Origin of the sequence: Streptomyces flavofungini (assembly GCF_030388665.1) — a bacterium.
In the GTDB taxonomy this organism is placed as follows: Bacteria; Actinomycetota; Actinomycetes; order Streptomycetales; family Streptomycetaceae; genus Streptomyces; species Streptomyces flavofungini_A.
The window spans coordinates 6,049,381-6,062,317 of the sequence record NZ_CP128846.1 but is presented as its reverse complement, the minus strand read 5'-3'; the positions used below and the strand labels follow the sequence as shown (position 1 = coordinate 6,062,317).

The window sequence follows — 12,937 nt, the reverse complement described above, 5'->3', positions numbered from 1 at the left end:
TCAGTGCTTGACCGCCCGGCCGAAGACCGCGCGGGCCCAGAGGAAGCCGACCAGGGTCAGGCCCGCGATCCAGGCCAGGGCCTGGGCGCCGCTGGCGCCGATCTCCGTGCCGAGCAGCAGCCCGCGCAGCGTCTCGTTGATCGGCGTGAAGGGCTGGTACTCGGCGAACCAGCGCAGGCCCGTCGGCATCGACTCGGGGGTGACCACGGCGGAGCCGAGGAAGGGCAGGAAGGTCAGCGGCGCGGGTGCGTTGCTCGCCGCCTCGACGGTCCTGGCGCCCAGGCCCATGGCGGCCGACACCCAGCTCAGCGCGAAGGCGAGCAGCACCAGGATGCCGAGGGCGGCGGCCCACTCCACCGGTCCTGCGTTCGGCCGGAACCCCACGGCGAGCGCCACACCGATCACCAGCGTCAGGCTGACCAGGGTCTGGACGACGTTGCCGACGACGTGCCCGGTCAGGACGGAACTGCGGGAGATCGCCATCGTGCGGAAGCGGTTGACGATGCCTTCGGTCATGTCGCCGCACACCGACACGGCCGTCGAGATCGCCCCCGCGGTCACCGCCATGAGGACGATCCCCGGGGTGACGTAGTTGGTGTACTCACCACGGCCGCCCGCGCCGCCGCCCGGCAGCCCCATGCCGTCGCCGATCGCGCCGCCGAAGACGTACACGAACAGGAGCAGCATCAGGATCGGCATGGCGACGACCGAGAGCGTCATGGACGGATAGCGTCGGGCGCGCTTGAGGTTGCGGCGCAGCATCGTCAGGGAGTCGCGCAGCGCGTGCGAGCCGGGGGTGGCCGGGGTGTACGAGGTGGCGCTCATCGGGCGCTCTCCTTCGGGGAGTCGGTGGACGTGTCGCCCGTCAGCATCAGGAACACGTCGTCGAGGGCGGGCGTGTGCACGGTCAGGTGCTCGGCGGGGACGCCCGTGGCATCGAGGACGTCGAGCACGGCGCGCACGGCGGGGATGCCGCCGTCACTGGGGATCTGGAGGGTCAGCGCCTCCGCGTCGCGGACGACGGTGTCCAGGGCGAGGCGGTCGGCGGTGGCGTCCATGCTCGCCGCGTCGGCGAACGCCAGGCGGATGTGGCCGCCGGGGATGCGCCTCTTCAGCTCGTCCGGCGTGCCCTGGGCGACGATCCGGCCGCCGTCGAGGACGGCGACGCGGTCGGCGAGCTGATCGGCCTCCTCCAGGTACTGCGTGGTGAGGAAGATGGTGGTGCCGTCCGCCACGAGTTCGCGGACGCTGTCCCACATGGTGCGGCGGCTGCGCGGGTCGAGGCCCGTCGTCGGCTCGTCGAGGAAGATGACGCTCGGGTCGCCGACCAGTGTCATCGCGAGGTCGAGCTTGCGCCGCATGCCTCCGGAGAAAGTGCCGGGCAGTTGCTTCGCGGCGTCCGCGAGGCCGAAGCGGCCGAGCAGTTCGGCCGCGCGCCGCCTGCCCTCGCTCCGGGGCAGGTGCAGCAGGTCGGCCATCATCAGCATGTTCTCCTCGGCGGTGAGGAGCGCGTCCACCGCCGCGTACTGACCGGTGACGCCGATCGCGCGGCGTACGGCGTCGGGGTCGGCGGCGACGTCGTGGCCCGCCACGCGTGCCCGGCCCGCGTCCGCGGTGATCAGCGTCGACAGGATCTGCACGGTGGTGGTCTTGCCCGCGCCGTTCGGTCCGAGCAGCGAGAAGACCGTGCCCCGGGGGACGTCTAGGTCGACCCCGTCGAGCACCACCTTGTCGCCGTAGGACTTGGCGAGCCCTGAGGCTTCGATCGCCGACGCGCTCATGGCGTCCCGCGGGATGTTCCTGCTCCTGGTCATGCCCGATCACTCCAGACTCGTACGGCGTTCAAGTCGAACTTGCACGGCGTTCAAGCCCCGCGCTCGAACACTGTAAAAGACGACTTGCACGCCGTGCAAGAACTTCTCCGAGCTTCCTGAACACTGTGCAAGTGGTCGGCTATCCTGGCCGCATGCCACGCGAGACGTTGACCCGTGACCAGATCGTCAAGGCCGCGATCGAGCTGCTCGACGCGGAGGGCGTCGACGGTCTGAGCATGCGGCGCCTGGGCCGCCACCTGGGCTCGGCCGCCACGGCGATGTACTGGCACGTCGGCAGCAAGGACAAGCTCATCGCGCTGGCGGGCGACCACGTGTGGGGCGAGGTGGGCCTGCCCGACCCGGACGCGATCGGCTGGCGGGCGGCGGCCACCGCCTTCGCGCACGAGTGGTACGCGATGCTCACCCGGCACCAGTGGCTGATGCCGGCCAGCGGCTCCCACGTGATCTACGGCCCGGAGACGGCACGCCGCCAGGACCACTGCTACCGGATCTTCGAAGCCGCCGGACTGACCGGCGAGGAGCTCGACGGGGCCGTGACCACGCTCCTGACGTTCGTGACCGGCACGGCCCTGGAGGACGCGGCAGCGGCCACCATGCGGGCGCGGATCCGCCGCGAGGGCGGCGACGTGGAGCAGGGGGTCAAGGAGGTCGTCGAGTGGGCGAACGGCGTCGCGATGGAGTTCCCCCGGCTGCGCGCCCGCATCGAGGCGGGGGCGCGGGCGCGCGTCACGGAGACCCCGGACGCGCCGGAGCCGGACACCGCCCCCGAGGACGCCGCCCCCAGGGCCGCACCGAGCACCGCGAAGATCGCCTTCGGCGTCGAGACGATCCTCGACGGCCTCCAGGCCCGCCTCGACGCCCGGACCGGCAGCACGCCCCAGCCGTAGCGCGCCCGGCGTCAGCGGACCCGGCCCGACCTACTCCCGCGCGTCCTGCGGAATCGTCACCAGCCACCGGCTGTCCCTGCGCGGCCGCAGGTAGAACAGCCAGTACAGCGTCGCCGCGCCCACGATCCCGCCGGTCCACAGCAGGTACGTCGCCTCCTGCCGGCTCAGCACGTACGCGAGCACCGCGACGAGCACCACCGGCACGGCGGGCCACAGCGGCATCCGCCAGGCGGGCGCGTGCCGGCGCGTACCGCGCCGGGCGAGCAGCGCCGCCACGGCGACCAACAGGTACATGCCCGTCACGGACACGCCGGTCACGCCGTAGAGGGTGTCGAGGTTCACGAAGCACAGCGCGGCGCCCGGCACGCCCACCAGGAGCGTGGCGACCCAGGGCGAGCCGAAGCGCCCGCCGAGCCGCGAGAGGACCTTGTTCACCGGCGCGGGCCACGCCTGGTCCCGGGCGGAGGCGAACAGGACCCGCGAGTTCTGGATGACCATCACGATGCCCGCGTTGATGATGGCGAGGGCCACGCACAGGCTGATGAAGGTGCCGACGCCGGAGCTGGACCAGGCGGTGACCATGCCGCCGATGTCGCCGCTGGTGAGCGCGGCGAGGTCGGGCGCGCCCATGGTGATCGCGGCGACCGGCACGAGGAGCACGACCGCCGAGATGGCGAGGGTGAGCAGCACGGTGCGGGCGACGTTCTTGCGCGGGTTCTCCATCTCCTCGGAGAGGTACACGGCCGTGGAGAAGCCCTGGGTGACGAAGAGGGCGATGGCGAGCCCGGAGACGATCAGCATGGCGGTGACGGTCTTCGTGCCGTCGCCGGAGCCGGACCCCGCGGCCACGCTGAGGTCGACGAGGCTGCCCGCGCCCCGCTCGGAGTGCGCGAACCCGAGTACGGCCACCACGCCCGCGGCGATCACTTCGAGGACGAGGAAGATCCCGGTGATCCACGCGTTGGCGCGCAGGTCGAGCAGGCCGGCGAGGGTGGCGAGGAGCATCACGGCGGCGCCCGCATACGACGGGTCGAGGTGGACGACGGGCGCGAGGTAGTCGGCGGTGCCCATGGCGATGACGGGCGGCACGATCATCACGACGAGCAGGGAGAGGACGAAGACGAGCCAGCCCGCGAGCCGGCCGGCCATGGTCGACACCATCGCGTACTCGCCGCCCGCGCTGGGGATGAGGGTGCCCAGCTCCGAGTAGCAGAACGCGACGCCCACGCACAGCAGCGCGCCGATGGCGATGGTGAGGGCGGTGGCGGTGCCGAGCGTGGAGAACAGGTCGGGCACGACCACGAAGAGCGTGGAGGCGGGCGTGACGCAGGACAGCGTGAGCAGGGTGCCGCCGACGACGCCGATGGAACGCTTCAGCTCGCGCGGCGCCTGGTCCGGTTCCCGCGCGGGCGCGGTGACCGGCCCGAGGACGTCGGACCCGGGCGGCGGCGTGTGAAGCGTTTCGGTCATACGGCGTTTCCGATCGGCTCGTACCAAAGAGGGGAGGCGGAGCCGTCATGGAAACCCCGGCGTAAGGAGAACGTCAATGGCCGATTACCTACGGAATCCGCAGTTCGGGAGCTCATCAACTCGCCATCGAATCGCAGACGTTGGCGACAAGTAGGTGACACTAGCCAGCCACTCCACCACCAAACCTTAGATAGCAAGGTCAAATATGAACTTCACCTTCCTCGCCCGATTTAAGCGATCAGTACGGGAACCGCAGCCGCACACCGAAAAATAAACGAGACCGTCCGCAGTGCGGACGGTCTCGCTCGGTGCGCTCAGGCGCTCAGTGGTTGCGCGGGAAGCCCAGGTCGACCCCCGCCGGGGCGTCCGACGGGTCCGGCCAGCGGGTCGTGACGACCTTGCCGCGGGTGTAGAAGTGCGTGCCGTCGTTGCCGTAGATGTGGTGGTCGCCGAAGAGCGAGTCCTTCCAGCCGCCGAAGGAGTGGTAGCCCACCGGCACCGGGATCGGCACGTTCACACCGACCATGCCCGCCTCGACCTCCAGCTGGAAGCGGCGCGCCGCGCCGCCGTCCCGGGTGAAGATCGCGGTGCCGTTGCCGAACGGCGAGGCGTTGATGAGGGCGAGCCCCTCCTCGTACGTCTCCACGCGCAGCACGCACAGCACCGGGCCGAAGATCTCGTCCTTGTAGGCGTCCGCCGTCACCGGCACCCGGTCGAGCAGCGAGAGGCCGATCCAGTGGCCGTCAGCGCATTCGGGGTGGCCCTCGACGGTGTAACCGGTGCCGTCCAGGACGACCTCGCTGCCCTGGGCCGCCGCGCCCGTCACGTACGACGCCACCTTGTCGCGGTGCGCGGCCGTGATGAGCGGGCCCATCTCCGAGGACGGGTCGTTGCCGGGGCCGATCTTGATCTTCTCGGCGCGCTCCTTGATCTTCGCGACCAGCTCGTCGCCGACCGAACCGACGGCCACGACCGCGGAGATCGCCATGCAGCGCTCGCCCGCCGAGCCGTACGCGGCCGACACGGCGGCGTCGGCGGCCGCGTCCAGGTCGGCGTCCGGCAGGACCAGCATGTGGTTCTTGGCGCCGCCGAGTGCCTGCACGCGCTTGCCGTTGGCGGAGGCGGTGGTGTGGATGTAGCGGGCGATCGGGGTCGAGCCCACGAAGGACACGGCCGCGACGTCCGGGTGCTCCAGGAGGCGGTCCACGGCCACCTTGTCGCCGTGCACGACGTTGAACACGCCGTCCGGCAGGCCCGCCTCGGCGAGCAGCTCCGCGACGCGCATCGACGCCGACGGGTCCTTCTCGCTGGGCTTGAGCACGAAGGTGTTGCCGCACGCGATGGCGATCGGGAACATCCACATCGGCACCATGGCCGGGAAGTTGAAGGGCGTGATGCCCGCGACGACACCGAGCGGCTGGCGGATCGAGGAGACGTCCACGCGGCTCGCGACCTGCGTGGACAGCTCGCCCTTGAGCTGCACGTTGATGCCGCACGCCAGGTCGACGACCTCCAGGCCGCGGGCGACCTCGCCGAGGGCGTCGGAGTGCACCTTGCCGTGCTCGGCGGTGATCAGCTCGGCGATCTCGTCGCGGTGCGCGTCGAGCAGCGCGCGGAACTTGAACAGGACCGAGGTGCGCTGGGCGAGCGAGGACTGGCCCCAGGTCGCGTACGCGGCCTTCGCGGCGGCCACGGCCGCGTCCACCTCGTCCACGGACGCGAAGGCCACGCGGGTCGTCACGGCACCGGTCGCCGGGTCGGTGACGGGGCCGTACGTACCGGACGCACCCTCGACGATCTTGCCACCGATCCAGTGGTCGACGGTCTTCGTCATGCTGCTCATGCCAAGAAATCCCTTCACAGCTGGCGGCGACGGGCTGAGACGTGCCGGTCGTACTCCTCGCGTGCCTTGACCGCCGACGGGCGGGCCGCGGTCTCGGCCACGGGCACATCCCACCACGCCTGTGCGGGGGGCGGGCCCGACACTGTGTCTGCCGTTTCCGTCTCCACGTAGACACATGTGGGGCCGTCCGCTTCGCGTGCTTCGCGCAGGGCCTCACGCAGGTCGCGCACGGTCTTCGCGCGCCGCACCGGCAGCCCGAGCGAGGCCGCGTTGGCGGCCAGGTCCACCGGCAGCGGTGCGCCCGTGAAGGTGCCGTCGGACGCCCGGTGGCGGTAGGCGGTGCCGAAGCGCTCGCCGCCCACGGACTCCGAGAGGCCCCCGATGGAGGCGTACCCGTGGTTCTGCAGGATCACGACCTTGATCGGGACGTTCTCCTGGACGGCGGTGACGATCTCGGTGGGCATCATCAGATACGTCCCGTCGCCGACGAGCGCCCACACGGGCCGCTCGGGCGAGGCCAGGGACACCCCGATCGCGGCCGGGATCTCGTAGCCCATGCAGGAGTAGCCGTACTCCACGTGGTACTGCCGCGGCGAGCGCGCCCGCCACAGCTTGTGCAGGTCGCCGGGGAGCGAACCGGCCGCGTTGATGAGCACGTCGGCGTCGGTGACCAACTCGTCGAGCAGGCCGAGCACCTGCGCCTGGGTGGGCCGCACATCGGGCTCGTCCGCCTCGAAGGCGGCATCGACGCGGTGCTCCCAGCGCTCCTTGTCGTCCGAGTACTCCCTCCTGTACGCGGCGTCGACGTGGTGGCCCGACAGCATGTCCCGCAGCCCTTCGAGGGCGGCGCGCGCGTCGGCGACGACGGTGGCGCCCGCCATCTTGTGCGCGTCGAACGCGGCCACATTGATGTTGAGGAAGCGCACGCCGGGCGCGGCGAAGAGGGTGCCGGACGCGGTGGTGAAGTCGGTGTAGCGGGTGCCGACGCCGATCACGAGGTCGGCGGTGCGGGCCAGTTCGTCGGCGGTCGCGGTGCCCGTGTGGCCGATGCCGCCCACGTCGGCGGGGTGGTCGTGGCGCAGGGAGCCCTTGCCGGCCTGGGTCGAGGCGACGGGGATGCCGGTGGCGTCGGCGAGGTCGGCGAGGGCCCGCTCGGCGGCGCTGTGGTGGACGCCGCCGCCCGCGACGATCAGCGGCCGGTCGCTGCCCCGCACCAGGCCGGCGGCGGCGGCGAGTTCGACGGGGTCGGGGGCCTGGCGGCGCACGGACCACACCCGCTCGACGAAGAACTCCTCCGGCCAGTCGAAGGCCTCCGCCTGCACGTCCTGCGGCAGCGCGAGGGTCACCGCGCCGGTGTCGACGGGGTCGGTGAGCACGCGCATCGCCTGGAGCGCGGCCGGGATCAGGGCATCGGGGCGGGTGATCCGGTCGAAGTACTTCGAGACGGGCCGCAGGCAGTCGTTCACGGACACGTCGCCCGCGTAGGGCACTTCGAGCTGCTGGAGGACCGGGTCGGCGGGGCGGGTCGCGAAGGTGTCGCCGGGCAGCAGCAGGACCGGCAGGTGGTTGATGGTGGCGAGGGCGGCGCCGGTGACGAGGTTGGTGGCGCCGGGCCCGATGGACGTCGTCACGGCGTGGGTGGAGAGCCGCCCGCACTGGCGGGCGTACCCCACGGCGGCGTGCACCATGGACTGTTCGTTGCGGCCCTGGTGGAACGGCATCTGCTCGCCGTACTCCACGAGCGCCTGGCCGAGTCCCGCCACGTTTCCGTGTCCGAAGATGCCCCAGGTCGCGCCGATGAGGCGGCGCCGCTCGCCGTCCCGCTCGGTGAACTGCCGGGCCAGGAAGCGCACCAGGGCCTGGGCCGTCGTGAGCCGGATCGTGCCGGGCGCGCCGCGCGTGCCCCCCTGCGTACCGCTCATCGGTAACCCTCCGTGTGGTCGGGGTGGAAGCAGATCTTCCACTCCCGTTCGTCGCCCGGTCCCGCCATGACGTTCAGGTAGTACATGGTGTGCCCCGGCTGGGCGATGGACGGCCCGTGCCAGCCGTCGGGCACGAGCACCGCGTCGCCGGAGCGCACCTCGGCGAGCGTGTCCGTGCCGCCCTCCCGCGAGGGAGAGACCCGCTGGTAGCCGAAGCCGTGCTCACCCTCGATCTCGAAGTAGTAGATCTCCTCGAGGACCGACTCGACGCCGGGCCGGTGCTCGTCGTGCTTGTGCGGCGGGTACGAGGACCAGTTGCCGCCCGGCGTGATCACCTCCACGGCGATGAGCCGGTCGCAGTCGAAGGCGTCCGCGGACGCGAAGTTGCGGACCTGGCGCGCGCAGCTTCCGCTGCCGCGCGCTTCGACGGGGACCTCCGGCGCGGGGCCGTAGCGGGCGGGGAGTCGGCGCTCGCACTTCGCTCCTGCCAGGGCGAAGCGGCCTCCCACGCCGGAGGCGATCTGGATGTGGGCGTCACGGGGAACGTAAGCGAAGTCGGTGACTCCGCTGAACACGCTCTCGCGGCCCAGGAGTTCGATGATCTCGCCCTCCGCGTGCACCGTACAGCCGCCGGTCAGCGGGAGCACGATCCATTCACTCTCACCGGTGGCGAAGGAGTGCGATCCACCGGCCGGGATCTCGACGACACGCAGCCCGGCATACGTCCACGCTGCGGTTTTCGGGTCGATGGCGACGGCGTACGTCCCGTCGGCCGCACTTCCTTTTGGTACGTACGTCATGCGGGGCTCCTCCTGATTGCGTACCTCACGGCTACAGCAGGCCGACCGCGGTGTCGACGGCGCCCGCGACATCGCCGTCCGCCGGGTAGAGCAGCGTCCGGCCCGCGACCAGGCCCTGCACCGTGGGCAGGCGCAGGGCGCCGCGCCACTTCTCGTACGCGGCGTCCGCGTCGCCCGCGATGTCGCCGCCGAGCAGCACGGCGGGCAGCGTCGAGGTCTCCATGACGCGGGCCATGTCGTCGGGGTTCTCGGTGACGGGGACCTTCAGCCAGGTGTACGCCGAGGTGCCGCCGAGTCCGGCGGCGATGGCGATGGACCGGGTGACGGCCGCCGCGCTCAGGTCGTTGCGCAGCACGCCGTCGTCGGACCTGCGGCACAGGAACGGCTCGACGAACACGGGCAGGCGGCGCGCGGCCATGGCGTCCACGGCGCGGGCGGTGGCCTCCAGGGTGGTGAGGGAGCCGGGGTCGGCGTAGTCGACGCGCAGGAGCAGCTTGCCCGCGTCGAAGCCGAGGCGCCGCAGGTCCTGGGGGCGGTAGCCGGTGAACCGGTCGTCCAGCTCGAACGCGGCGCCCGCGAGGCCGCCCCGGTTCATGGAGCCCATGACGACCTTGCCCTCCAGGGCCCCGAGCAGCAGCAGGTCGTCGAGGATGTCGGCGGTGGCGAGCACGCCGTCCACGCCGGGGCGCGACAGCGCGAGGCACAGCCGTTCCAGGAGGTCGGCGCGGTCGGCCATCGCCATCGGGTCCTTCCCGACGCCGAGGGCGCCCCGGGCGGGGTGGTCGGCCGCGATGATCATGAGCCGCCCGGAGTCCCCGACCAACTCCCGGCGCTTGCGCCGGGCAGCGGCCTCGGCGATGGCCTCGGGCTCCCGCACCCGGGTCCGCACGAGCCGAGCGACGTCGACAGCGGTCACGTGACGGCCCCCGCCTCTAGCGCGGCTTCGACCTCGTCGGCGTACGGCATGGCGGACGAGCACTCCAGCCGGGAGGCGACGATCGCCCCCGCCGCGTTGGCGTACCGGATCACCCGCTCCAACTCCCACCCGGCGAGCAGCCCATGACACAGCGCCCCGCCGAACGCGTCGCCCGCCCCGAGCCCGTTGAGAACGGTCACGGGCAGCGGCGGCACCTCGGCGACGGCCCCCTCGCGGTTCATGGCGAGCACCCCCTCGGGTCCCTGCTTGACGACGGCGAGCTCGACCCCGGCCGCGAGCAGGGCCCCCGCGGCGGCCCGTGGCTCCCGCACCCCGGTGGCGATCTCGACCTCGTCCAGGTTGCCGACGGCGACACTGGCGTGGCGCAGCGCGGCGGCGTAGTGCGGCCGCGCCTCGTCCGGATCGGTCCAGAACATCGGCCGCCAGTCGAGGTCGAAGACGGTGATGCCGCCGGAGCGGGCACCGAGCGCGGCGATGGTCGCCGTCCGGCTGGGCTCGGCGCACAGCCCGGTCCCGGTCATCCAGAAGATGCGGGCCTCGGCGATCGCGTCGAGGTCGAGGTCGGCCGCCGCGAGCTCCAGGTCGGGCGCCTTCGGCTGCCGGTAGAAGTACAGCGGGAAGTCGTCGGGCGGGAAGATCTCGCAGAACGTCACGGGCGTGGGCAGGCCGGGGACCTCGCCGACCCACCGGTCGTCGACCCCGAACTCCCGCAACTGCTGCCGCAGATACGTGCCGAAGGGGTCCTGTCCCGTCCGCGTGACAACGCCCACACGCCGCCCGAGCCGCGCCGCCGCGACCGCCACGTTCGTGGCCGAGCCGCCGAGGAACTTCCCGAAGGTCGAGACCTCCGAGAGCGGCACCCCGGTCTGCAGGGGGTAGAGGTCCACCCCGATCCGGCCCATGGTGATGACGTCGTACGGGTCGTACGGATCGGTGTTCGGATCGCTCACCCTGCACATCCCTTCCTGGAGGCAGCCTGTCGCCTCCCCCAGGTCTAATCCCGTCCCAGGAACCCTGTCAACATTTTGTCCTTACATTCGGACTACTCCTTGACACTCTTCTCGGCCGCCGTGGAGGCTGACGCCCATGGCGACCACGACCTCCTTGACCCCATCGTCGGCTTTGTCCCGCATCCGCGTCGGCTCGGCCCCCGACTCGTGGGGCGTGTGGTTCCCCGAGGATCCCCAGCAGGTGCCCTGGACGCGCTTCCTGGACGAGGTCGCCGACTCCGGTTACGAGTGGATCGAGCTGGGCCCGTACGGCTATCTGCCGACCGACCCGGCGCGGCTGACCGCCGAGACGGAGCGCCGCGGTCTCAAGGTGTCCGCGGGGACGGTCTTCACGGGCCTGCACCACGGCCCGGACGTCTGGGACCGGACCTGGGACCACGTCTCCGCCATCGCGGAGCTGACCCGGGCCATGGGCGCGCGCCATCTCGTCGTCATCCCGTCCTTCTGGCGGGACGACAAGACCGGCGAGGTCCTGGAGGACGCCACGCTCACCCCGGAGCAGTGGCGGCAGCTGACCACCCAGACCGAGCGCCTGGGCCGCGAGGTGCGCGAGCGCTACGGCCTCACGATCGTCGTCCACCCGCACGCCGACACCCACATCGACACCGAGGAGAACGTCGTCCGCTTCCTGGACGGCACGGACTCCGACCTGGTGTCGCTGTGCCTCGACACCGGGCACTACGCCTACTGCGGCGGCGACAGCGTCAAGCTCATCGAGACGTACGGCGAGCGCATCGGCTATCTGCACCTGAAGCAGGTCGACCCGGCCGTGCTCGCCGAAGTGCGCGCGCAGGACATGCCGTTCGGGCCCGCCGTGGCGCGCGGCGTGATGTGCGAGCCCCCGGCCGGGGTGCCCGCGCTCGGCCCCGTCCTGGATGCCGCCCGGAAGCTGGACGTCGACCTGTTCGCCATCGTCGAGCAGGACATGTATCCGTGCGAGCCGGACAAGCCGCTGCCGATCGCCCGCCGGACGCGGTCCTTCCTGCGCTCCTGCGGCGCCTGACGCCGAGGTTCCGCCTCCCCAGGGGGCATCCGGTGCCGCGCCGGGGCTCCTGCGCGGCACCCTCGTACGGCACCCTTGTCGCACGAGGGGCGAGGCCGGGCCGAGGACGAGCGGGAGGCCGGATGGACGCGGGCCGCCGGTACGACGCACGCACGCGCACCGCGGTGCGTTCCCTGCACGGCCCCGACGGCCTCTGGGAGGTCGCCCTGGCCCGGCCGCACCCCCGCCTGCGGCCGGGCGTCATCAGCTACCGCGGCTTCCGGCTCGCCCTCGGCGCGCCCCGGCGGCGGCTCGAAGTCCCCATCGGCGCCGTCACGTTGCTGCTCGGCTTCGGCGACCAGCTGCGCATCCGGGGCCTCGCGGGCTCCCCGCGCCCGCCGGTGTCCCTGGTCTCGGTGGTCTCCGGGCTCAGTACGCGGCCGGTGCTCGGCGAGCACGACGGGCGGCTCGCGGGCGTCGAGGTGCTGCTCACGCCGTGGGCCGCGTTCACGCTCCTGGCCACGGAGCAGCACGAGCTGGCCGAGCGCACCCTGGACCCGGACGTGCTGGGCGTGCGTCCCGGCCGGGGCGGCGGGGGCGGGGTCGGGGAGCTGGCGGCGGCGCTCGGCGCGCTGCCCCGCTGGAGCGACCGCTTCGGCCTCCTCGACGACGTCCTCACGCACTGGTCGAAGGACGGGCCGCCGTGCTCCGCGCGGATCGTGCGGGCCTGGGACGAGCTGGTGCGCAGCGGCGGCCGGGCGTCCGTGGCCCGGATCGCGGAGGAGGTCGGCTGGAGCGTACGGCAGTTGGAGAACCGGTTCCGCGAGCAGATCGGCGTGGGCCCGAAGGCGGCGGCCCGGATCCTGCGCCTCCAGCACGCCCGCCGGCTGCTTGCCGCGGGCCGCAGCCAGGCGGAGACGGCGGCGCTCTGCGGCTTCTACGACCAGGCGCACCTCAGCGGCGAGTTCAAGGCGATGACGGGCTGCACCCCGCGCCGGTTCGCGCTCGCCGGGGCCGCTCCGCTCCCGGCGCGCAGCGGGCCGCCGTCGGCCGAGCGGCTCGCGGGCGAGCAGACGAGCCTGGTGCTCGCGCCGGGCGCGCCGGGGCAGCGGGCGGTGTTCGCGAAGGCGGGCCGCCGCCGCTGAGGGCCGGCGGCACTCAGCCCGCCGGGGCCGGACCACCGGGCCACGGCCACGGGCCCACACCCCTCGACCCACGGACACCGGCTCACGCACCCAGCCCACGCACGCC

The 12,937-nt window shown here is 72.4% G+C and carries 11 protein-coding genes; 3 read left to right on the top strand and 8 right to left on the bottom strand.

The window, feature by feature from the left end; genetic code table 11:
• Both QUY26_RS25770 and QUY26_RS25765 read right to left on the bottom strand, forming a co-directional pair.
• Positions 1 to 825 carry an ABC transporter permease gene (locus QUY26_RS25770; protein WP_289950636.1) on the bottom strand — a complete coding sequence of 275 codons (825 nt, stop codon included), beginning with the start codon at positions 823 to 825 and terminating at the stop codon, positions 1 to 3.
• Positions 822 to 1,814, bottom strand: a complete 993-nt coding sequence (locus QUY26_RS25765; protein WP_289950635.1) for an ATP-binding cassette domain-containing protein — start codon at positions 1,812 to 1,814, stop codon at positions 822 to 824. The genes QUY26_RS25770 and QUY26_RS25765 overlap by 4 nt, the downstream gene beginning before the upstream one ends.
• A gap of 152 nt (positions 1,815 to 1,966) precedes the next feature.
• Between QUY26_RS25765 and QUY26_RS25760 the strand changes: the two genes are divergently transcribed.
• Positions 1,967 to 2,722 carry a TetR/AcrR family transcriptional regulator gene (locus tag QUY26_RS25760; protein WP_289950634.1) on the top strand — a complete coding sequence of 252 codons (756 nt, stop codon included), beginning with the start codon at positions 1,967 to 1,969 and terminating at the stop codon, positions 2,720 to 2,722.
• 30 nt (positions 2,723 to 2,752) lie between these two features.
• Here QUY26_RS25760 and QUY26_RS25755 read toward each other — a convergent pair whose 3' ends face one another.
• From QUY26_RS25755 to iolC, 6 genes are all read right to left on the bottom strand, one after another.
• Positions 2,753 to 4,192: an APC family permease gene (locus QUY26_RS25755; RefSeq protein ID WP_289950631.1), complete on the bottom strand. Its 1,440-nt coding sequence runs from the start codon at positions 4,190 to 4,192 to the stop codon at positions 2,753 to 2,755.
• A 322-nt stretch (positions 4,193 to 4,514) separates the two neighbouring features.
• A complete protein-coding gene (gene mmsA / locus QUY26_RS25750) occupies positions 4,515 to 6,026 on the bottom strand; it encodes a CoA-acylating methylmalonate-semialdehyde dehydrogenase (RefSeq protein WP_289956025.1) in 1,512 nt (503 codons plus the stop codon).
• Positions 6,027 to 6,049: 23 nt separating this feature from the next.
• Positions 6,050 to 7,957, bottom strand: a complete 1,908-nt coding sequence (iolD, locus tag QUY26_RS25745) for a 3D-(3,5/4)-trihydroxycyclohexane-1,2-dione acylhydrolase (decyclizing) (RefSeq protein WP_289950629.1) — start codon at positions 7,955 to 7,957, stop codon at positions 6,050 to 6,052.
• Positions 7,954 to 8,757 (bottom strand): 5-deoxy-glucuronate isomerase, encoded by an 804-nt coding sequence (iolB, locus tag QUY26_RS25740; RefSeq protein ID WP_289950627.1) that lies wholly within the window; start codon positions 8,755 to 8,757, stop codon positions 7,954 to 7,956. The genes iolD and iolB overlap by 4 nt, the downstream gene beginning before the upstream one ends.
• Before the next feature lie 31 nt (positions 8,758 to 8,788).
• Complete coding sequence (locus QUY26_RS25735) at positions 8,789 to 9,673, bottom strand: Cgl0159 family (beta/alpha)8-fold protein (RefSeq protein WP_289950625.1); 885 nt, start codon at positions 9,671 to 9,673, stop codon at positions 8,789 to 8,791.
• Positions 9,670 to 10,653 carry a 5-dehydro-2-deoxygluconokinase gene (iolC, locus tag QUY26_RS25730; protein WP_436840404.1) on the bottom strand — a complete coding sequence of 328 codons (984 nt, stop codon included), beginning with the start codon at positions 10,651 to 10,653 and terminating at the stop codon, positions 9,670 to 9,672. Before iolC ends, QUY26_RS25735 begins: the two co-directional genes overlap by 4 nt.
• Before the next feature lie 127 nt (positions 10,654 to 10,780).
• Here iolC and QUY26_RS25725 point away from each other — a divergent pair, with 127 nt between their 5' ends.
• Both QUY26_RS25725 and QUY26_RS25720 read left to right on the top strand, forming a co-directional pair.
• Entirely contained in the window at positions 10,781 to 11,707 is a 927-nt protein-coding gene (locus QUY26_RS25725; protein ID WP_289950624.1) for a sugar phosphate isomerase/epimerase family protein, read from the top strand.
• Positions 11,708 to 11,829: 122 nt separating this feature from the next.
• The gene (locus tag QUY26_RS25720) at positions 11,830 to 12,831 is read left to right on the top strand and encodes a helix-turn-helix domain-containing protein (protein WP_289950622.1); all 1,002 of its coding nucleotides are present in this window, start codon (positions 11,830 to 11,832) and stop codon (positions 12,829 to 12,831) included.
• Positions 12,832 to 12,937 lie beyond the last annotated feature (106 nt).